We start from the raw sequence: 19,464 nt of genomic DNA, 5'->3' as shown, positions 1-19,464 counted from the left end.
TATTCAGGTCGCGGATGTGGTGTCGGTGCCGGCGTTGAAAAGCGTTGGGCCTGTCGGGCTCAGGGTGCGCAAATTATCACCGCGCCGCCGTGGATCAGTCGTCTTTGGCGCGATTGAGGTAGGCCTGCGTCATGGTCATCCCGATGCGCTCGACCGTGTCGGCCAGTTCCAGTTCCTGCCGTTCGCCGTAATGCTGACAGCTGTCTAACATCCGCATAATCACCTCGCGTTCGCGGGGGGGTAAGGAATGGGTCAGGTCGTTGTGTTCGCGCGCACTTTGCATGGAGCTCACGCGCAGGGCCGCGGGCGCCGAAAGCGTCATAAAGAGGTGTACGTCACGTGCAGAGATCACGAGCGACAGTGTATGATAGGTCCGATTTGGCATAATACCTGTTAGCTTTGCCAATTCTTCTCACATTCACAAGGCGAAAATGGTTAACGTTTTGCCCTGTTGCTGTCGTGCCGGATCAGGCGCTCCGGACAGGGGCGCGCTCTTTGTGTGGGGGGATCTCAACCGCGACGAGGGGTCACGCGATCTGTGCGGCAACGGCGTCCTTGGCGCGGGCCATCAGGTCTTCGGCGCGGGTTTGCGAGGCGGATTGCGCATAGATGCGGAATTCCGGCGCATTGCCGGAGGGTCGCAGATGCACCATATCCCCGCTGTCGAAATCCACCCGCAACCCGTCGGTCAAATCGACGGTGGCAATGATCCCGAAGGGGGCGAAGAAGGCGGCGCGACCGGTGGTGTCGTCGATGAGCGTGGACAAAAAGGCACCCGCTTTGGCGCGATCGATTTCCTGAAGGCGGTCAGCGGCGGTAAAACAGGCGGGCAAATCCGCGACCAGCGCCGCGAGGGATGTCCCCGCCTGTTGTGCCGCCACCAATGGTGCGAGGATTGGTAGCATACAGTCACGGGTCGGCAGCGGTGCGAGTGGCGCGTCGAGGGACGCCTCGAACCCGAGCAGGAACCCGCCATTGGCCTCGAAGCCCACGACTTTTGCGTGGGTGTGGCGGGCGTCATTCATGCCCGCAATCACGTAGGGCGATCCGATGCGGGTCAAATGGACCGCGTCGAACTCCGGCATGCGGCGCACCATGTCGTTGGAGGAGACAGGCGTGACCACGGCCTGTGCGCCAAGAAAACGCGCACTCAACACGCCAAGAACGTCCCCCGCGATCATCTTGCCCGTGGCATCGGTGAGCATCGGGCGGTCGGCATCGCCATCGGTGGAGGCAATGGCATCAAGACCGTGTGCGCGGCACCATGCGGCCAACATCGCTTTGGTATCCGTATCGACGGCTTCGGTGTCGACGGGGATAAATACGTCGGAGTGGGCGAGGGGGACAACCTGCGCCCCGAGGCCGTCCAATATGTGTTCCATCGTGTCGCGGGCAACGGACGAGTGGCGGTACACGCCGATCCGCAAACCGTTGAGGGCCGTCGATCCGAAGGCCCCGATGTAGCGGGAGATGTAGCGTGTTTCAGCGGCGGTGCTTTTGCTATAGCGCCCTGCTTGTGTGCCGGTCTGGCGCAGGCCTGCGGCGTAGGCGGCGCTGATCGCGGCTTCGTCGGCTTTGGAGATTTCGCCGGTGGGCAGATAGAATTTGAGGCCGTTGCGGTCGGCGGGAATGTGGCTTCCCGTGACCATGATCGCCGCCGCCCCCGCGCCCATGGAGGCCAAGGCAAGCGCGGGCGTTCCAAGTGCGCCACAGGCGACAACATGCATCCCTGCGGCCTGCGCCTCCTGACAGATAATCTGTGCAATGGCGGGGGATGAGGGCCGCAAGTCACGCCCGACATAGAGCGTGTCACAGCCCTGCAAGGTGGTCAGAAAGGCGTGAACATAATCCGCGACGAGGGGCGCCGTGAGGTCCGTGACCAATCCGCGCAGACCACTGGTGCCAAAAGAAGGGGCCATGTTCAAAGCCTTTTTATCCGGGGGCGCCTATGGCGCCCGGCCTGTGTTTTTTAATTGTATGCGTAGTAGTACCCCGAGCTCGAGGCTTTGTTCTCGTCGGCGTTGAGGGTTGTGAGGATTGGGGTGTCTTTGTTTTTGGCGGCGTCGATCTGGGTGAAGGCTTCGCGCACATCGCTTTGTGATGTTTCGGCATATCTGACGGTCAGGACAATGGCGTCAACAAGGGGGGCAATGTATCGGGCGTCGACCACGGGGAGGATCGGGGGCGTGTCGATGATGACGATATCCATGCTTTGGCGTGCGCTTTGAAGCAGGCTCGAGAAGGCCTCGGTCTGGAGCAGTTGGTCTGTGGGGATGTCGGCCTGTCCGCGGCCGAGGATGATGCCGGTTTGCGATTTCGGATCTGCGACATAGAAGCTGCGTTCGGCGCCCATTTTTTCGCTTGGATCTTTGAGGTATTCGAGGAACCCCTCATCGGGTTTGAAACCGATTTGTTTGTGTTGGGAGGGCTTGCGCAGGTCTGCGTCGATGAGCAGGACGCGCTTTCCGGCGGCGGCATAGGTGCGCGCGAGGGAGAGCGAGAGCGATGATTTCCCCTCGGCGGGGTTTGCGGATGTGACCATGATCACGCTGCTGCTTGCATCCGTGCCTTTGAGGCTTTGGTCGATATGGGCGCGGGTGCGGCGGACGGCTTCGCTGAACAGGGACATCGGTTCGTCGGGAACGAGGTCGGCGACGCTGAGTTGGGTGTCCGTGAGGGTGATTTTGGGCAGCACACCGACCACGGGGCCGGCGATGAGGTTGCGCAGTTGGCTGAGGGATGTGACGCCGCCGACGAAATATTCGTTGAGAAAGGCGAGGCCGAGGCCGATGCCGATGGCGGCGACAAGGGCCACAGCGAGGATAAGCTTTTTGTTCGGGGCGCTTGGGTAGCTTGGGGGGATGGCCTCGGAGACGATGCGGCTATCGGCGACCTGCACGAGGGCCTGAGCTTCGATATCGCGCAGACGGGAGAGCAGGGTGGAGTATTGGCGTTGCGCGATGTCGGCCTCTTGTTGCAGCTCGAAGATGGAGGCGAGGGTCTCGGGGGAGAGGTCGCCTTGCATGACTTCGCTGCGCAGGGCGCCCTGCAGTTCGTTGAGGGCGTCCTGACCGGTGTTGAGGGTTTGTTGCAGGGAGGCGACGACCTGTTCGGCCTGCTGTTCCATTTGCGTCTGGATTTGCAAGAGGCCTGCGCGCAGGTTGATTTCGGTGTCTGATCCTTGCTGCGTGCCGTTCAGGCGTCGTTCGATTTGTTGGCGTTGGCGGTCGAGGGCGCTGAGGGCATCGTCAGACAGGGTGGCGATGATGCGTGTCCAGTTGCCGCCCTCCAGGGCCTCCTGCGCGGACTGGATCCGGGCCTGGGTTTGCAATGTGCCGTCGCGGGCCTGTGTGAACTGGTCCTGCAGGGCGGAGAAGCGCTCTGTTCCGACTTCGGCCTCCAGACGGGCGAGGTTGTCGGTGATGAAGGTGTTGAAGCTTGCTTCGCTTTGCGACAGTTGGGTTTTGGCGGTGTTGATCTGGGCCTGCAAGACATCGCGCGAGGCGAGGGCGGCCTCGGTTTTGGCGGCAACCTGTTGGGAGATATAGACGTCGGCCATCGTGTTGGCGATGTCGGCGGCGGTTTGCGGGCTTGCGGATTCTGCGGAGACGGAGATCAGATAGGTGAGGCCCTTGCGGCGGATTTGAACGGCGTTTGTGAGACGTTGGGACGTTGTGGCCACGAGGACGTTGGGGTCGACGGGGGAAGGGACGTCGATGCCGAGGGCGATCTTGATCTGGTCGATGCGGCTGAGGCTCGGGCCGAACTCGGCGCTTTTGATAAGTTGGAGGCGGTCCATGGTTTCGAAGATGACGCGGTTGGAGCGCAAAATCTCGACTTCGCTCTCGATTTTGGAGTTCTCTGCGGACCCTGAAATAGACGAGAATTGCTCGGTGGCGAGCAGGTCTTTTTTGGAGGGGTCGACGTAGATGAGGGCCGAGGATGTGTAGATGGGGGTTGCATTGAACAGGTAGAGCAGGGCCAGTCCGACGAGGATTGCGACGCTGAGAACAATGAGCCTGCCCTGGCGGCGCACCATGGAAATGAGTCCCCGTAAATCGACGGTGTCTGTGTCTGTGTGTGTCATGGGTCTCTTCCTCGGGTCTGAAATCGGTATGGCGTGTGTAAAGGCGGTTACTGGTCTGACTGTGTGTCGGGGGTGTCGGGCGTTGTGGTGATCAGGTGTGCCGGTTGTCCTTTTACAAGTCGAACGGCGGTGAGCACACCCGAAAAATAGGCGCCGGTGTCAACATTTATGACCTTGTCGCCAATCCGTGCGGTGTCGACGGGAACATGCCCGTGGATGACGCATTGTGCAAAACGGTGACCGTCGAGCCCGGTGGGATCGCCCCAGACCAGATCGTCTTTGCGCTGATCGTCAATGTCGCGGTCGGGGTTGATGCCGGTGTGGGAAAAGAACCAGTCCGGCAGGCTGAGGCACAGCGGCATGTCGCGCAAAAAGGCGCGGTGGCTTTGGGGAATGCTTGTGGCAAGGGTCTTGCGCCATCCCGTCGGGCTGAAATCATATCCGCCTTCGGGATCGGGATGGACACCGTAGGAGGCGAGGGTTTGCGCCCCGCCCCATGAGATCCAGTCGGCGGCCCCTGCGGGGTCGTTGAGCACGCGAATGAACATGTCCTCGTGATTGCCGCGCAGACACAGGCGGGTGATGCCATCGGGGGTGGGGGTGCGCAGGTGGTCGAGCAGCTGTGCCGATTGTGGGCCGCGGTCGATCATATCGCCGAGCAGGACAATCAGGACCGGACCGTGATAGGCGCGGGCATCGTCGAGGATGCGGGCCTCGAGGTCTTTATAGAGATCGAAGCGTCCGTGGATGTCGCCGACGGCATAGGTCGCGGCGGGGGCTGTCTCCAGAGAAAGTTTGCGCAGCATACGGGGGGTGCTGCGTGAGGACCGTGTCGGCGCGGCCCCGAACAACAGGCGTTTCCAAAGGCTCATGACGGTGTCCTTTTGGCGCGTTTTGTCTGGCTCAGCCCCATGGCGATCATCACGACCAACAGCACGGTGTTGGCTTCGATCTCGAAGCTGAAGTCCAGAAGGGAGTGGGTTGCAGCGAGGCCGAGTGCGCCCAGAGCGATGGCGATCGCGGGCCCTGTGTCGGGGTCGGTGCCTGCGGCGCGGCGCAGGGTGCGGATCAGGCACAGGGCGGCTCCGGCGAGGGCGATCAGGGGGGCGCTTCCGGCGATGAGGCCGAGTTCGACCCAGAGCATGAGGTAGGAATTGTGGGTCAGATCCCAGATGTAGGCGGAGGACACGCGCTCGTCATGGACCAAGGGGAAGGCCAGTTGAAAGGTGTCCAACCCGTAGCCGGTCCATGGTCGTGTGAGGATGAGATCCCATACGGCGTGGTAGAGGGCCAGACGGGAGTCCAGATCACCTGCGCTAAAGATCAGGCGTTCGCCGATATTTTGCGACAAAAGCACCATGGCCAGTGCGGCGACGATGACGAGGCTCACGATCCCTGTGCGCCAGTGACGCGCACGCGATCTGGTGCGGCTGCGGTGGTGGCCGCGCGTGGATGGGGCGTTGCGGGAGGGTGGCGTGGCGAGGGCCGACATGCAGATCAGGGTGATGGCGGCGCCGGTTACGGTTGCGGTAACCCCCATGCGCGATCCGGAGGCGACGAGGGCAGTGGCCATGAGGGAAAGGCAGACCCAGTAGCCGCCGGTTGTGACGGCTTGCGGGGAGAAGAGCGACAGTTGGGCCGAGCGCCGCGGGCGCGGGGCGTTCTGGCGGTGTGCCATCAACAGGGCGAGTCCTGTAATGATACCCAGCCCCATGAAGCTCGCAAAGGAGTTGCGATTGACAAAGGTGCCTGTGGCCCATCCGAGATAGGTGGTTTTTTCGCCCCACAAGAACCTGTCGCCCAGAATGTTGAGCGAAATCATGGCGATAATGGCGTGCGCGGTGAGGCCGTAAAAGATGGTTTGGGCCAGTTGGCGGACGCGCTCGGGGCGGGTGCAAACCTCGAGGGTCAGCACAAACAGTCCCGCGTAGGTCATGAGGCGCAAGAGGGCAAGGAGGGTGGCGGAGGCGCTAAGGGTGATGGTGTCGGGGGCCAGTTCCGGCGGGAAGGCTCCGGGGACGAGGTGTCCCAACGGCAACAGTTGTGCGGCGGCAAACAGCGGCATGACGAGGGCGATCAGCAACAGGTCGCGATGGGCGATGCTGCGCAGCTTTCGGTCGGGTTCGCTGACGAGCAGGCGGATCACAAAGGCCAGAACCAGACCGCTGACGACCAAAGCCCACAGCGCCCATGGCACGGGGCGATGGGAGCCGAGCGGAACCGGTATGATCAACAGCAACAGTCCGATGAGGCGGATGTAGAGGGCGTTGAGCCGGTTTGGGCGGGCGGCGCGATCACGGGTGTCGGGGATCAGCGTGACGACGAATTGCAGTGGTGCGATGGTATTGGCCGCGGCGTCGCCATCGGCGGGATGCGGGGTGTCGGACGTCTGGGGCGTGGTGGGGGCGAGGCCTGCGGTGACGGGGTTTATTTTTTTGAAATCCATCGGTTACGCCCCCGTGCGGTTCAGGCGGCGCAGGTCCGACAGGAAACGGCGCTGTGTGTCGTTCGGGGTGGTCTCGACCGCGGATGCGATCCGGTCCTGGTGGTCGGGACGGGCGACAAACAGTTGGGCGACCCATTGCCGTGAGGTCTGCGTGGAGAGCAATAGCGTGAGATCGCGCACAAACAGGGTGTCGATGGCGGCGGTCTCGGGCAGGTCCAACATGAGAAGGACACGTTTTTGCGCGATCCATCCCTCGTTCGGGGCAAGACGGGCGGAGAGCTCGAGCGCGGTTTGAGCGGCGGGAATGTCGCCCAGAGCGGCGGCGGCGCGGGCCTCGCTGAAGCGCGACAGCCCCCATGCGGGGACCTGTTGGGTGATCTCTTGGGCCGTGTCGCGACAGCGGGTGGCAATTCCGGCATAGACGTCGGGGGCCACGACGGATGAGATCGGGGCGATGAGCGCGTTGTTGCACATCTCCAGAACGGCGGTTTGGGTCAGGATGGCCCATGGGGCAAAGGACAGGTCGGCATTGTGGCGCAGTTTTAAAAAGGCGGTGTTTCCGTCTGTCTCGATGTTGCGAAAACTGCGGTATTCGTCTGACAGGACCTTTGCCGCGAGACCGCCGGTTGCGAGAGCGATGACGGTCACGCCCGCGTATATAGACATAAACGGTCTCATTAAATTCTCTTAAGTATAAGTTGTGCGTCGAATGATATCGGGGTCATGCCTATGCGGGTGCCTCCGGTGTTTCAATAGGCTTCGTGCAGATACACAGGATCGGGTTTGAATTGTGACTGTGGCAGAACAGGTGCTGCAAAAATAGGCGAATTGGGTATTGTTGTGGGGAAAGGGTGTCTTTTTTGCGCATTCGAGCATTGAGGGACTCGTTCGTATATGTTAGCAAGCGGTAGCTTCTTTACACATCTTTGGGTGGAATATTAACTATGAAACATAAATTATCCTTTGCAGTCCTCGCAACAGCCGCGGCTTTCAGCTTTTCTGGCGGCCCTGTTGCGGCGCAACAGGTCGACATTGCTGCGGCCTGTTTTGCTGATGCTGCAAGCTGTGCGGCGCTCGTTCAGGCACAGATCGCAGCCCTTGAGGCCGCCGGTTTGACCGGTGCGGAACTTGATGCCGCAATCGGCCAGATTGCAGCCTCGGTTTACAGTGCGGCGCAAGCGACCCGGAACCCTGCGGCTCTGTCGGCCCTGTCGGCGGCTCTGACCACCGCGTCGGCAAGCATGTCCAGCCCTGCGGCGGCTGCCGGTTTGCGCCAAGCGGCTCAGGTCGTAGCAAGCGGCCAAGCGGCCACGACGCAACCTACCGCGTTCGGCCTTGCCCCCACCACAGCTCCGGCACCCTCCACGCCGCCTGTGAATGCATCAGGCACCTGATCCGCCGCGCGTGAATCAGAACTTTGATCCAGTATGGAAAAGGCGCCCCTCGGGGCGCCTTTTTGCGATTAACGCATCACCTGCAATGCCACCTTTGGCATCGCGCGCCCTTGGAAACAGGGGTGGTTTCAGAGCAAACGCCAAGCGGCATCACCCCGACAGCCCGCGCCCTAGGCGCACTCGCGAACACCGAGCCTGATTAAATCCCTGCCTGATACCGACCGTAAACCAACCGTAACATAACGCGCGTCTTGCAAGTACCATGACCGGATCGCCCCCGGGTAGTAGGAGGCCATAACGCCCGACCAGTATTCAAACTCGTCCGGTGGTAGCGCCATACCGTAAAATTGACTCATCGGCCCGTGAAACCCGAAGGAGACATTGCGCGACACACAAGTGTTGGGCAGGCCGAGATACATGGTACACGCCGAATTGCAGTAGCCACCAACGATACGGACCTGAGCACCGCTTTGGCGAATGCGGTTGATTTCGTTGATGCGTGTATCCAGTCGACCACCGGGGTCATTGCGGATGGTGATGACGGACCGTGCCTGTGCCGCCTGCGCGATCTGCGGCATCTGTGCCGTGCCAAGCGCCACGGCCACAATAACGGCCTTTGCGATATGTCTTTTCAGAAATGAACGCAGTTTCTCTTTGACCGGCAAAGGCCCACAGCCCTTTGCCACACCGAAGCTTCGGTACAGTTTCATGATATTCACCCACTCTATTACTGAGCTGGCATGACACCAGCTTGGCAAGCCCACCTCGCCACGGGCCTATGAAAGAGCACAAAGATTAAGAAGCTGTTGGTGTGCCGTGGAGCGTGCCGGTGAAACTGGTTCAGATTGTCTTAGAGTTTTCGCGACTGGTGGTTTTGTATTGAAAACAAAAGTTTTTTTGTCGGTCAAAGCGTCGCTTTGCGGGTGGGGAGAAGGGGTGAAATGATGTGGAGCATGGGGCCGTGGCGGTGCGCCCGCCATCGGATCGGGCTATTGCGTCCCGTAATGGAGGCTCAACCATACGGATCATACGGGGTGGATCAGGGGCGTGTCGCACACAAGCGGCGGGCTAAAATGCGCATCCCTTTTGTGCAACGGTTGCCGCGAACGGGCGGCAAGCGCAATCACCGCCCTCCCTGCGTTAAAAGGCGTCGAACTCGGGGACGTTGCCCAGTCTGACGATGAACTTCGGCTCGCTGACCTCGCCTGACTCAGGGTCCTCGATCACCATATAGGCATCAGCACCGGCGCAATCATCGGCGCGGTTTTCACGCTCTGCGCGTTCTTGTGCCTGATCTGCGGTGGAATACTGGAACTGTTTGTTGATCTGCAATCCGGCCTGTCCGCCGCGGCCCGCCGGTTTTTCAACGTAGGTCTGGCAGATGTAATGCACTTTGGTATTGGAGTCGTCATGTGTCGTCATAGCGGCCTCTTGGGGTGAGTTGTGAAGTGATGGGGAGCATGTCGTTAAATGTCGCGTTGGGCGCCCTGATCGTGGGGACGTCCAAAGGCGGTGCCTGATCCAGACGAGCGTCAAGCGCACCACGTCGAATGACCATACGACCAAAGCGGGGGCTGCGCGAGTGGTCTCTTTGGAGCTGTCGAAATGACCGGTCCGGAGGATTTGCTCCGAGAAAAACATTGCCCACCGCCGCGCTCTATGGTCCGTTTCCGTGAGGCCATGCGCAAATGGCGCCGCCGCGGCGTCTGCCACAACAAGAGGCATGGCCAAGTCGCAGAACAGATAGGGACAAAGCACCGCCATGACCGACCGCACGCCCGTTTCGACGCTTGTCTTTGATGTCAACGAAACGCTGCTTGATATCACCACGTTGGAACCGCTTTTCGAGCGCTTGTTCGGCACCTCCGGAACCCTGCGGGAGTGGTTTGCGGAGATGATTCTGTATTCGCAAACGCTGACCTTATCCGGGCGTTACATGCCGTTTGGCGCGTTGGCCGGCGGTGTGTTGCGCATGGTGGGGGACAACAAATCCGTGGTGGTTCGTGACGATGATATTGCCGAGCTGAAAGCTCTGTTCGGTTCCATGCCTGCCTATCCCGATGTGGTCCCCGCGTTGTCGCGATTGCGCGATGCGGGGTTCACCCTTGTGACTCTCACAAACTCCGCGCCGGGCCAGTCACCGACACCGATGGAGCGGGCGGGGATTGCATCGCTTTTTGATCATCATTTCAGCGTCGATGCGGTCAAGCGGTTCAAGCCCCATCCGGCGACTTACGAATTGGTGACGAATCGTTTGGGGGTGACGCCGCAGGCTGCGTGCATGGTCGCCTGTCATCTGTGGGACACTATCGGTGCGCAGTGCTGTGGGTATACGGGCGCGTTTGTTGCCCGCCCGCACAACAGTATTGTGAAAGAGGCGCAGGTGCCACAACCCGATATTGTGGCGCGTGATCTTGATGATTTTGCCTCCCAAATCATTGCGGCGCACAGGCCGGTCGGGTGACCGGTCCCACCCCGCCCGGCGTCCGGACCGCAGGGGGCGAACGGGGGCGCGATGTGGACGCCGGTATCTTCGGGGGCAATCGCGGCATTTTCCGACGGGGTGGTTTCCGGTATCGCGAGATGATGCGGTTTGCCTGAAAGATCTCGGTATTGCGCGGCTTTAGGCGGGTATCCGGTTCGACGCAAAAGGACTTGAAGCTTCACGCCGCATCCCACATGCTATGTGACACTTTGTGCCTTGCCCGGAGACCCCCATGACGCTCGAAGACTTTTTCCCGTATCGCCTGGCCGTTGCCGCAGAGACGTTTTCGCGTAACTTGTCTCAGGTCTATGGCCGTGAATACGGGCTGTCGCGTGAGGAGTGGCGTTTTCTTTTCCTGCTCGCGGATGTGCCGAATATGACGTCGCGCGAACTGTCGCGCCGCACCACGCTCGATAAAGTACAGATCAGTCGTGCGGCGAAGCGTCTTGAGGATAAGGGCTATATTTCCAGTGCTGTACTGGAAGATGACCGCCGTCTTCGCCGCTATGAAATCTCGACCACAGGGGCGGAGGTGTTTCGCGAGCTGATGCCGCAAGTGAAGGCGCGAACATCCGAGATCATCAGTGCGCTGTCGTCCGACGACCTTGCGGCGCTGTCAAAAGGGCTGGAGGCGTTGCAGGTCGCGGCCGCCAACCGGTTGAAGGGCGACGACACCTGACCTGATCGGGGAAATCAGTGTGGCGTTTTGTCGGGATGGGCGGCGAGAACGGCATCGAAGGTCGCCAGATGCGCCGCGACACGACGGATCTTGGGCATACCGGTCATATCGACGCCCCACCGCTCGGCGTTGTAAACCTGTGGCACCAAACAGATGTCCGCCAAAGTGAGGTGGTCACCATAACAAAAATCCCCGCCCTCCAACATGGCCTCGAATTCCGCGAGCCCCTGCGCGATAAAGTGATGCATCCAAGCTTCTTTGGTGATCTGTCCGGATGAGGCCGTCGCCGCATAGCCCACCACACGCAAATTGCACACAGGATGAATATCCATCGCGATGGCATGGGCCAACGCGCGGGTTTTTGCGCGGCCAACGGGGTCGGTCGGGAGCAACCCGAGTGCGCGTGTTTCATCGAGGTATTCGAGAATGGCCAGAGATTGGGTGAACCGGGTGCCATCGATCTCGATGCTTGGAACGAGACCTTGCGGATTGCGTTCAAGGTTTTCACCCCCCCGTTGCGCATTCGCCAACAGATCAACCGCCGATGACGTCCATGTCTCGCCCGTGAGGTTCAGCCCGATCCGCACGCGGTAACTTGCCGATGAGCGCCAATAGTCAAACAGGGTAATCATGCGTCGTCTAGCTCCATGAGTGTCGTGAGTGCCGATTGGAATGTGGCAAACTCGGCGGCCAATGCCGTCTCGACCTTTGCCTGAAACGAGCGTGCGATTGGCACAATTTCGGTCAAAAGTGCTGCCCCTTCGGCGGTTAGTTCGAGTTTGAGAAGGCGGCGGTCATCGTCATCAACGGTCTTTGTGATATAGCCTGCCGCCTCCAGTTTACTGGCCGCGCGGCTGACTTTTGATTTCTCGAGGCTGACGCGGCGCTCGATGTCGCGCACGGAGACTTTGTCGGAATACCCGACGTTTACCAGTACGCGCCATTCGGGCATGGAAATGCCGAAACGGCCGCGATACTGCACCGCCAGTGCTTTGGACAGCTGCGATGCGGCGACGGCGAGTTGATAGGGGACATAGCCGTCGAGGTCAAAATCTGGCAGGTCATGTTTCAAGGCGACAGCTCCCGGTGCGCAATCGTATCGTGGGGTTCAGTTATGACGATATTCGTTTCATTTGCAACAAATACGTTGACATCGTTGCTAATGCAACAAATATTGCAGCCAGATCGAATCCGCTGTGCTTTCGTTTTGCGGATCAAAAATGGGAGGCCACTATGACCAAAACACGGATGACAGTTGCAACCGATACAAAGGGTCTGACGCCCGGCTATATGCCCGGTTTCGGAAATGATTTTGAAACCGAGGCCTTGCCCGGCGCCTTGCCCCTCGGCATGAATAGTCCGCAAAAATGCGCCTATGGCCTCTACGGCGAACAGTTGACCGGGACCGCCTTTACCGCGCCGAGCCACCAAAACGAGCGCACATGGTGCTACCGTATCCGGCCCTCCGTCAAACATGTTGGCCGCTTTTCCAAAATCGATGTGCCTTACTGGATCTCCGCGCCCAATGTTTTGGCCGACGTGACCTCGCTCGGTCAGTATCGTTGGGACCCCGTGCCGCACGCCGATCAGGAGCAAACATGGCTCACAGGGATGCGGACGATGACAACAGCGGGTGATGTCTGCACTCAGGTCGGCATGGCCAACCACATCTACCTCGTCACCGCCTCGATGGAGGATGAGTACTTCTTTTCCGCCGACAGCGAGTTGCTCGTCGTACCGCAAGAGGGGCGCCTGCGGTTTTACACCGAGCTTGGCATCATCGATGTCGAGCCCAAAGAAATCGCCATTCTGCCGCGTGGTCTCGTGTACCGTGTCGAGCTTGTCGACGGGCCTGCGCGCGGCTTTGTTTGCGAAAACTACGGCCAGAAACTTGACTTGCCCGGACGGGGGCCGATCGGTGCCAACTGCATGGCCAACCGCCGTGATTTCAAGACGCCCGTTGCTGCATTCGAAGACCGCGATGCCCGCTCGCGTGTGGTCATTAAATGGCAGGGGCAATTCCACGAAACATTCATTGACCACTCGCCGCTCGATGTTGTGGCATGGCATGGCAATTACGCGCCCGTAAAATACGACCTGCGCGATTATTGCCCCATCGGTGCGATCCTTTTTGACCACCCCGACCCCTCGATTTTCACCGTTCTGACCGCACCATCGGGTGTTCCGGGGACGGCGAATATCGACTTTGTGCTGTTCCGCGAGCGTTGGATGACCATGGAAAATACGTTCCGTCCGCCATGGTACCACAAGAATGTGATGTCCGAATTGATGGGCAATATTTACGGCGAGTATGATGCCAAGCCGAACGGCTTTGCGCCCGGTGGGATTAGCCTGCACAATATGATGATCCCCCACGGCCCCGACAATGACGCCTTTGAAAAGGCCACGCATTCGGACCTCAAGCCCGAGAAGCTCGACAACACCATGTCCTTTATGGTCGAGACCCGTTTTCCGCAGCACCTTACGGAGTTTGCGGGCAAAGAAGCGCCGCTTCAGGACGATTACATCGAGTGTTGGGACAGTCTCGAGAAGCATTTCGACGGAACGCCAGAGGGCAATTGGGACAAATAACCCCAATGCAACGCACAGATAAATCACGGGAATACACGCAATGAGTCTTCAAAAATCCTGGGTTGAAAGCGCCAATAGCGCCGACACGGACTTTCCTCTCAACAACCTGCCTTACGGTGTTTTTTCATCCGGCGGTGGGGAGGCGCGTTGCGGCGTTGCCATCGGTGATATGATCCTTGACGCCACCGCCGCCGAGGCCGCAGGTCTCTTGACCATGCGCGGCGGTCCCTTGTTGAACGCGGGCGTTTGGAACCCCGTGATGGCGGCGGGGGCGGATGTCTGGGCCGATTTGCGCGCGCAACTCACGGCGCTGTTGTCGCATGGCGCGACGGCGCAGGCGGCCTTGGCCGAGACGCTTGTCGCACAGGCAGATGTCGACATGCTCATGCCGATGCAGGTGACGGAATACACCGACTTCTACGCGGGTCGTCAACATGCGGAAAACATGGGGGCGATCCTGCGTGGTTCGGCCGAACTGCCCGCCAACTGGCTGCATATTCCCATCGGGTACAACGGGCGGGCGTCCTCCGTTGTGGTCTCCGGCACGCCCATTCACCGCCCCAATGGGCAATCCAAAGCCCCCGATGCGGCGCTGCCAAGCTTTGGTCCCTCCAAGCGTCTTGATATCGAGTTGGAAATGGGGGCCATCGTTGGCACGCCGTCGCCGATGGGGACGCCGATTACGGTTGATCAGGCCGATGACATGATCTTTGGCTATGTGCTTTTGAACGACTGGTCGGCGCGTGATATCCAAGGGTGGGAATACCAGCCGCTCGGCCCGTTTCAGGGCAAGGCGTTCGGCACATCGATCTCGCCGTGGATCGTCACCGCCGCCGCACTTGCGCCGTTCCGGACGCCCACGCCACAACGCGAGCACGCGTTGTTGCCCTATCTCGCCTCTACCACTGACGGGTTGTTCGACATCGAACTCTCCGTGCTGATGCAGCCCGCGGGCGCCGCGACGGCCACCAAACTCACCACCACAAACTACAGCCGCATGTATTACTCCGCCGCCGAGCAGCTATGCCACCACGCGGTCGGAGGCTGCGGGATGCGCACGGGCGACTTACTCGGCTCCGGTACCATCTCGGGGCCAAGCAAATCGGAATACGGCTCGTTGATGGAACTGAGTTGGGCGGGGCGTGAACCCTTTACCCTCGACACCGGCGAGACCCGCACCTTTATCGAGGATGGTGACACGCTGACCCTGCGCGGCGCGGCCATCGCAGACACATACCGCATCGGTTTCGGCGATTGCGCGGGAACAATCCTGCCCGCCGCCCCCATGCCTCACAACGCACAAGACAAAGGATAATCCCATGGCCAAAGCATTCGCATCCCAAGGCGACATGGACGACAAGAAAATCAGCTTCACGAAAGTGGGCGAGGGCCTTTATGCCTTCACCGCCGAGGGGGATCCCAATACCGGTGTTATCATCGGTGACGACAGCGTGATGATCGTCGAAGCCCAAGCCACCCCCCGCCTTGCGCGTAAGGTGATCGAGTGCGTGCGCACGGTCACGGATCTGCCGATCTCCCACGTTGTCCTGACCCACTACCACGCCGTTCGCGTGCTTGGGGCCTCCGCGTATGGTGCGCGTGAAATCATCATGTCGGACGCCGCCGCCGCGATGGTCGAAGAGCGCGGTCAGGAAGATTGGGACAGCGAATTCGGCCGTTTCCCGCGCCTGTTTCAGGGCCACGAGGAAATTCCCGGCCTCACGCGTCCAACCACAACCTTCACCGAAGGCATGACGGTCTACCTTGGCAAACGCCGCGTCGACATCATGAAACTGGGTCGCGCCCACACCGCCGGTGACGCCGTGGTCTGGGTTCCGGACCAAGAGGTTATGTTCACGGGCGATATCGTTGAATACCACTCCGCATGCTACTGCGGTGACGGTCACTTTGCCGATTGGCCGGAAACACTCGCCAACATCGCGTCCTTTGAGCCGAAGTCCATCGCACCGGGGCGTGGTGACGCGCTTGTGGGCGAGGAGATGGTCGCCGCAGCCCTCGAGGCCACCGCCGATTTTGTCGAAAGCACCTACAAACCTGTCGCACGCATCGTCGCGCGTGGCGGGTCGCTCAAAGAGGCATGGGACGCCGTGCGTGCCGCATGTGATCCGAAATTCGCAGATTACGCGATTTACGAACACTGCCTGCCGTTCAACGTGGCCCGCGCCTATGACGAGGCCCGTGGCATCGACACACCCCGGGTCTGGACCGCCGAGCGTGACCAACAAATGTGGGCTGACTTGCAAGGCTGATCCACATCTATCAGCGCAGGTCTTGAGGAGGGATCTGCGCGCCACTTCATGGGAGGAGAAACTCCATGTTTCAAGACCGCTATACACTGGCGTTCAAGCTGTACCCCTATGCGCGCAGCAAAGACCAGGATCGCGATACCGCCGCCCGGCATAAAGTCGTTGTTGTTGGTGGGGGCCCTGTCGGGTTGGCCACGGCGCTTGATCTCGGCCGCCAGGGTGTCCCCGTTCTCGTTCTGGATGACCACGAAGGCATTGGCATGGGGAGCCGCGCGATTTGTTTCTCCAAAAGATGTCTGGAAATCGCCACCCGATATGGGGCGGGGGCGCCCATGCTCGACAAGGGTGTCGTGTGGAACCTTGGCAAAGTGTTCCACGATGACCGTCAGATTTTCGAGTTCAACCTGCTGCCCGAGCAGGGGCACCGCAATCCCGCGTTTATCAACCTACAGCAGCCCTATTTCGAAAAGTTCATCTATGAGCAGATCGAAGCGGAAATTGCCAAGGGTGCGCCCATTGAGGTGCGTGGCAAGAACCGTGTAGACGCGATTGAAACGCATGAGGACCACTGCCGCCTTGAGGTTATGACGCCCGAAGGCGCCTATGCGATCGAGGCCGAGTGGGTGGTCGGATGTGACGGGGCATCCTCGCCGCTACGCGCCATGATGGCGCTCGATTTTGACGGACGCGCGTTCGAAGACAGCTTTCTGATCGCCGATATCCGGATGAAAAACGAGAGCTTCCCGACCGAGCGTTGGTTCTGGTTCGAACCCTATTTCAAATCCGGCGCCTCGACGCTGTTGCACAAGCAACCCGATGATGTGTGGCGTGTCGATTTCCAGATCGGGTGGGACGTCGACCGCGCCGAAGAGATGAAAGAAGAGAACATCCGCGCACGTCTTGATGCGATGCTCGGGGCTGATGTGGAATACGATATTGTCTGGTCGTCAATCTATACGTTCCAATGTCGCCGCATGAATAATTTCCGTCATGGGCGGGTGGTGTTTGCCGGTGACGCGGCGCATCAGGTATCGCCCTTTGGCGCCCGTGGTGCCAATTCCGGTTTGCAAGATGTCGACAACCTCGGTTGGAAACTGGGCATGGTGATCACAGGTGCTGCGCCTGAAAGTCTGCTTGATTCCTATGACGAAGAGCGCGTTTACGGAGCGGATGAAAACATCCTGAACTCGACACGCTCGACCGATTTTATCACGCCGAAATCGAAGGTCAGCCATACGTTCCGCAATGCGGTTCTGGCGCTTGCCGAGCATCACGAATTTGCGCGCCCACTCGTGAATTCGGGCCGGTTGTCAGTGCCTTGCACCTATGATGGTCTCTCGCTCAACGGGGCGGATGACCTGAGTGGTGCGCCCGAAAAATCCCGCGTTGGCAGCGTGTGCCCTGATGCGCCGCTTGGCGACGGTTACCTGCTCGACCATCTCGGGGATCGCTTCGTTTTGCTCGCGATTGGCACCACAGTTCCGGATCAGATGATGGTGGACGGGATTGCCATCGAGACGCTTTGCGTTTCGGGCGATGATGAGGCCACGCGCGTCCTGCGTGAGCGCTATCTCGGGGCGGCACCTGCGGGGGTCTACCTTGTCCGGCCGGATCAGCATGTTGCCGCGCGGTGGGCTGCGTTTGATGAAAAATCTGTTGTCCAAGCCCTACGACAGGCTTGCGGGAAGGTATAAATTATGAAAACGTTGCAATTGAAACCAAATTTTGCCGCGCCCGATGACGTCTACGAAATGCTGATTTCCGGACACGAAGGCTTGAGTGATGATGAGAGCAACGCGCTAAATGCCCGCCTCATTCTGATCCTCGCCAATCACATCGGAGAGGCCGACATTCTGCGCGAGGCGCTCCGCATCGCAAAGACACCGTCTCAAGAGGAGGAGAGACTATAATGACAACGCACACAGCATTCAAAACCCTATTGGGGGCCGCCACGATCGCCGGCAGCCTTCTGACATCCACGGCGGCGTTTGCCGACACAACACTCGCGCTTTCGAGCTGGCTGCCACCACGCCACCCGATTGTGGCCAACGCGATTAAACCGTGGGCCAAACAGGTCGAGGAGGTCACCGAGGGCCGCGTTAACGTGCGTATCCTTGCCAAGCCTTTGGGCGCGCCCCCCGCGCATTACGACATGGCCAAAGAGGGCATCGCGGATATCACCTATGGGCTGCATTCCTTCACCACGGATGACCGTTTTACCCGGTCCCGCATCGGTCAGTTTTCCTTTATCACCGACAACGCCGTTGATGGATCGAAGGCTTTTTGGGATGTGTATTCCGGTCAGCTTGATGCGCAAGAAGAGCATGAGGGCGTGAAGCTTTTGGGCCTGTTTGTCCATGGTCCGGGCCTGTTGCACAACAATGTGCGCAAAATCGAAACGGCCGAAGATATTCAGGGACTCAAGACCCGCGTTCCCGGGGGCTACATCTCCGACCTGATGGGCGATCTTGGGGCCGAAACGCTCTTTATGTCCTCGGGTGAAGTGTATGAAAAACTCTCGCGTGGTGTGATTGACGGCGCGGCGTTCACCTATGAAGCCCTGACAGCATTCAAGCTGACTGACGACATCAAATACTCCATGCGCATTCCCGGTGGTCTTTATAACACCACATGGTTCCTCGTGATGAATGATGACAAATGGGACGCGATTTCTCCGGAGGATCAAGCCGCAATCGAAGGGATCTCCGGGGCGGCATTTGCCGGATTGGTTGGTCAGGCGTGGGACGATGCTGACGCCGCTGCAATCGAGAAAATCGACGCGGCCGGTATCGAAACCTACAACGCTCCTGACGCCCTTGTCGCGGTCATCAAGGAAAAGGCGGCAGGCTACGAACAGGGGTGGGCCGACGCGATTGCGGGTGATGGCTATGACGGGGCTGCGGCCCTTGACGCGATCCGTACCCAAGCTGGCGTGGACTACTAAATGGAGCGCCTGAGACAGAGGTTTAGGGACCAATCGCAGAACGGGGGCGGGCTTGATATCGGTCCGCTGCTCAACAAGACGCTTGGCATCGGTGCAAGTCTGATCCTGTTTTGCTTGATCCTGATCACCTGTGTCGATGTCATCGGGCGTTACTTTTTCGACCGTCCCCTGTCGGGGGCGTTCGAGCTTACCGAACTTCTCTTGGCAGCGCTTGTTTTTCTGGCGCTGCCGCTCACGACCGAATGCAAAGAACACATCGAGGTTGATCTTGTCGCTGCTGTCGGCTCAACCCGCGTGAACGACTGGCTCTCCGCGTTTGCGGGCCTGTTTTCCGCGGCACTCCTTGCCACACTGGCATGGCGACTGGCCACACACGCGGCCGGTGCCGCCGCGGATGGCGCGGTGACCAATGCCCTGAATATCCCCTATGCCCCCTTTGGGTATCTGGCGAGTTTTTCGTGTCTGGTCAGCGCCTTTATCGCGTTCTTGCGTGGCATCATGCCCCCCGTTCTGAAATCAAACCGCGACGCCCCAAATCGCGACGCCCCAAACCGCGACGCCGAGGTCTAA

Annotated in this window: 20 protein-coding genes; 10 read left to right on the top strand and 10 right to left on the bottom strand. The window is 59.8% G+C overall.

The annotated features are described in order from the left end of the window. Window positions 1-94: 94 nt before the first annotated feature. The 6 genes from ACN0Q0_RS01780 to ACN0Q0_RS01755 form a co-directional block, all read right to left on the bottom strand. Window positions 95-406 carry a hypothetical protein gene (locus ACN0Q0_RS01780; RefSeq protein ID WP_417241632.1) on the bottom strand — a complete coding sequence of 104 codons (312 nt, stop codon included), beginning with the start codon at window positions 404-406 and terminating at the stop codon, window positions 95-97. A gap of 121 nt (window positions 407-527) precedes the next feature. Continuing rightward, a complete protein-coding gene (locus tag ACN0Q0_RS01775) occupies window positions 528-1,919 on the bottom strand; it encodes a phosphomannomutase (protein WP_417241631.1) in 1,392 nt (463 codons plus the stop codon). A gap of 50 nt (window positions 1,920-1,969) precedes the next feature. After that, entirely contained in the window at window positions 1,970-4,087 is a 2,118-nt protein-coding gene (locus tag ACN0Q0_RS01770) for a GumC family protein (RefSeq protein ID WP_417241630.1), read from the bottom strand. A gap of 47 nt (window positions 4,088-4,134) precedes the next feature. After that, window positions 4,135-4,959: a metallophosphoesterase gene (locus ACN0Q0_RS01765; protein ID WP_417241629.1), complete on the bottom strand. Its 825-nt coding sequence runs from the start codon at window positions 4,957-4,959 to the stop codon at window positions 4,135-4,137. After that, window positions 4,956-6,533: an O-antigen ligase family protein gene (locus tag ACN0Q0_RS01760; protein ID WP_417241628.1), complete on the bottom strand. Its 1,578-nt coding sequence runs from the start codon at window positions 6,531-6,533 to the stop codon at window positions 4,956-4,958. The genes ACN0Q0_RS01765 and ACN0Q0_RS01760 overlap by 4 nt, the downstream gene beginning before the upstream one ends. 3 nt (window positions 6,534-6,536) lie before the next feature. Further along, window positions 6,537-7,199 (bottom strand): hypothetical protein, encoded by a 663-nt coding sequence (locus tag ACN0Q0_RS01755; RefSeq protein ID WP_417241627.1) that lies wholly within the window; start codon window positions 7,197-7,199, stop codon window positions 6,537-6,539. Between the two features lie 278 nt (window positions 7,200-7,477). Between ACN0Q0_RS01755 and ACN0Q0_RS01750 the strand changes: the two genes are divergently transcribed. Further along, the gene (locus tag ACN0Q0_RS01750) at window positions 7,478-7,927 is read left to right on the top strand and encodes a hypothetical protein (RefSeq protein ID WP_417241626.1); all 450 of its coding nucleotides are present in this window, start codon (window positions 7,478-7,480) and stop codon (window positions 7,925-7,927) included. A 170-nt stretch (window positions 7,928-8,097) separates the two neighbouring features. Here the strand turns inward: ACN0Q0_RS01750 and ACN0Q0_RS01745 are convergent, their stop codons facing one another. Together ACN0Q0_RS01745 and ACN0Q0_RS01740 are read right to left on the bottom strand one after the other, a co-directional pair. Beyond that, on the bottom strand, window positions 8,098-8,637 hold the full coding sequence (locus ACN0Q0_RS01745; RefSeq protein WP_417241625.1) for a hypothetical protein: 540 nt from the start codon (window positions 8,635-8,637) through the stop codon (window positions 8,098-8,100). A gap of 430 nt (window positions 8,638-9,067) precedes the next feature. Continuing rightward, on the bottom strand, window positions 9,068-9,349 hold the full coding sequence (locus ACN0Q0_RS01740; protein ID WP_417241624.1) for a hypothetical protein: 282 nt from the start codon (window positions 9,347-9,349) through the stop codon (window positions 9,068-9,070). A gap of 340 nt (window positions 9,350-9,689) precedes the next feature. Between ACN0Q0_RS01740 and ACN0Q0_RS01735 the strand changes: the two genes are divergently transcribed. Together ACN0Q0_RS01735 and ACN0Q0_RS01730 are read left to right on the top strand one after the other, a co-directional pair. After that, a complete protein-coding gene (locus ACN0Q0_RS01735) occupies window positions 9,690-10,391 on the top strand; it encodes a haloacid dehalogenase type II (RefSeq protein WP_417241623.1) in 702 nt (233 codons plus the stop codon). Between the two features lie 253 nt (window positions 10,392-10,644). After that, entirely contained in the window at window positions 10,645-11,091 is a 447-nt protein-coding gene (locus ACN0Q0_RS01730; RefSeq protein WP_417241622.1) for a MarR family winged helix-turn-helix transcriptional regulator, read from the top strand. Between the two features lie 14 nt (window positions 11,092-11,105). Here ACN0Q0_RS01730 and maiA read toward each other — a convergent pair whose 3' ends face one another. Both maiA and ACN0Q0_RS01720 read right to left on the bottom strand, forming a co-directional pair. Beyond that, entirely contained in the window at window positions 11,106-11,723 is a 618-nt protein-coding gene (gene maiA, locus ACN0Q0_RS01725) for a maleylacetoacetate isomerase (protein WP_417241621.1), read from the bottom strand. Continuing rightward, the gene (locus ACN0Q0_RS01720; RefSeq protein WP_417241620.1) at window positions 11,720-12,163 is read right to left on the bottom strand and encodes a MarR family winged helix-turn-helix transcriptional regulator; all 444 of its coding nucleotides are present in this window, start codon (window positions 12,161-12,163) and stop codon (window positions 11,720-11,722) included. The genes maiA and ACN0Q0_RS01720 overlap by 4 nt, the downstream gene beginning before the upstream one ends. Window positions 12,164-12,324: 161 nt before the next feature. On the opposite strand from ACN0Q0_RS01720, the gene hmgA reads away from it, so the two are divergent. The 7 genes from hmgA to ACN0Q0_RS01685 all read left to right on the top strand — a co-directional run bounded on the left by hmgA (window position 12,325) and on the right by ACN0Q0_RS01685 (window position 19,464). Next, window positions 12,325-13,683: a homogentisate 1,2-dioxygenase gene (hmgA, locus tag ACN0Q0_RS01715; RefSeq protein ID WP_417241619.1), complete on the top strand. Its 1,359-nt coding sequence runs from the start codon at window positions 12,325-12,327 to the stop codon at window positions 13,681-13,683. A 40-nt stretch (window positions 13,684-13,723) separates the two neighbouring features. Then, window positions 13,724-14,998 (top strand): fumarylacetoacetase, encoded by a 1,275-nt coding sequence (gene fahA / locus ACN0Q0_RS01710; RefSeq protein ID WP_417241618.1) that lies wholly within the window; start codon window positions 13,724-13,726, stop codon window positions 14,996-14,998. Window positions 14,999-15,002: 4 nt separating this feature from the next. Next, window positions 15,003-15,953, top strand: coding sequence for an MBL fold metallo-hydrolase (locus tag ACN0Q0_RS01705; RefSeq protein ID WP_417241617.1), 951 nt, complete (start codon window positions 15,003-15,005; stop codon window positions 15,951-15,953). A 65-nt stretch (window positions 15,954-16,018) separates the two neighbouring features. Then, window positions 16,019-17,644, top strand: a complete 1,626-nt coding sequence (locus ACN0Q0_RS01700; RefSeq protein WP_417241616.1) for an FAD-dependent oxidoreductase — start codon at window positions 16,019-16,021, stop codon at window positions 17,642-17,644. A 3-nt stretch (window positions 17,645-17,647) separates the two neighbouring features. Continuing rightward, a complete protein-coding gene (locus ACN0Q0_RS01695) occupies window positions 17,648-17,860 on the top strand; it encodes a DUF2783 domain-containing protein (RefSeq protein WP_417241615.1) in 213 nt (70 codons plus the stop codon). Next, window positions 17,860-18,894 (top strand): TRAP transporter substrate-binding protein, encoded by a 1,035-nt coding sequence (locus tag ACN0Q0_RS01690; RefSeq protein ID WP_417241614.1) that lies wholly within the window; start codon window positions 17,860-17,862, stop codon window positions 18,892-18,894. The genes ACN0Q0_RS01695 and ACN0Q0_RS01690 overlap by 1 nt, the downstream gene beginning before the upstream one ends. After that, on the top strand, window positions 18,895-19,464 hold the full coding sequence (locus ACN0Q0_RS01685) for a TRAP transporter small permease (protein ID WP_417241613.1): 570 nt from the start codon (window positions 18,895-18,897) through the stop codon (window positions 19,462-19,464).

This window comes from Celeribacter sp. (assembly GCF_048259695.1).
GTDB lineage: Bacteria > Pseudomonadota > Alphaproteobacteria > Rhodobacterales > Rhodobacteraceae > Celeribacter.
This window is presented reverse-complemented; position numbering and strand designations above follow the sequence as displayed.

Bases quoted from the DNA above. Each gene is read 5' to 3' on its own strand.
- ACN0Q0_RS01745 (WP_417241625.1), bottom strand. From the start codon at position 8,637: ATGAAACTGTACCGAAGCTTCGGTGTGGCAAAGGGCTGTGGGCCTTTG.
- ACN0Q0_RS01770 (WP_417241630.1), bottom strand. From the start codon at position 4,087: ATGACACACACAGACACAGACACCGTCGATTTACGGGGACTCATTTCC.
- ACN0Q0_RS01750 (WP_417241626.1), top strand. From the start codon at position 7,478: ATGAAACATAAATTATCCTTTGCAGTCCTCGCAACAGCCGCGGCTTTC.
- ACN0Q0_RS01730 (WP_417241622.1), top strand. From the start codon at position 10,645: ATGACGCTCGAAGACTTTTTCCCGTATCGCCTGGCCGTTGCCGCAGAG.
- ACN0Q0_RS01705 (WP_417241617.1), top strand. From the start codon at position 15,003: ATGGCCAAAGCATTCGCATCCCAAGGCGACATGGACGACAAGAAAATC.
- ACN0Q0_RS01695 (WP_417241615.1), top strand. From the start codon at position 17,648: ATGAAAACGTTGCAATTGAAACCAAATTTTGCCGCGCCCGATGACGTC.
- maiA (WP_417241621.1), bottom strand. From the start codon at position 11,723: ATGATTACCCTGTTTGACTATTGGCGCTCATCGGCAAGTTACCGCGTG.
- ACN0Q0_RS01740 (WP_417241624.1), bottom strand. From the start codon at position 9,349: ATGACGACACATGACGACTCCAATACCAAAGTGCATTACATCTGCCAG.
- ACN0Q0_RS01760 (WP_417241628.1), bottom strand. From the start codon at position 6,533: ATGGATTTCAAAAAAATAAACCCCGTCACCGCAGGCCTCGCCCCCACC.
- ACN0Q0_RS01690 (WP_417241614.1), top strand. From the start codon at position 17,860: ATGACAACGCACACAGCATTCAAAACCCTATTGGGGGCCGCCACGATC.
- fahA (WP_417241618.1), top strand. From the start codon at position 13,724: ATGAGTCTTCAAAAATCCTGGGTTGAAAGCGCCAATAGCGCCGACACG.
- hmgA (WP_417241619.1), top strand. From the start codon at position 12,325: ATGACCAAAACACGGATGACAGTTGCAACCGATACAAAGGGTCTGACG.
- ACN0Q0_RS01685 (WP_417241613.1), top strand. From the start codon at position 18,895: ATGGAGCGCCTGAGACAGAGGTTTAGGGACCAATCGCAGAACGGGGGC.
- ACN0Q0_RS01700 (WP_417241616.1), top strand. From the start codon at position 16,019: ATGTTTCAAGACCGCTATACACTGGCGTTCAAGCTGTACCCCTATGCG.
- ACN0Q0_RS01735 (WP_417241623.1), top strand. From the start codon at position 9,690: ATGACCGACCGCACGCCCGTTTCGACGCTTGTCTTTGATGTCAACGAA.
- ACN0Q0_RS01775 (WP_417241631.1), bottom strand. From the start codon at position 1,919: ATGGCCCCTTCTTTTGGCACCAGTGGTCTGCGCGGATTGGTCACGGAC.
- ACN0Q0_RS01765 (WP_417241629.1), bottom strand. From the start codon at position 4,959: ATGAGCCTTTGGAAACGCCTGTTGTTCGGGGCCGCGCCGACACGGTCC.
- ACN0Q0_RS01755 (WP_417241627.1), bottom strand. From the start codon at position 7,199: ATGTCTATATACGCGGGCGTGACCGTCATCGCTCTCGCAACCGGCGGT.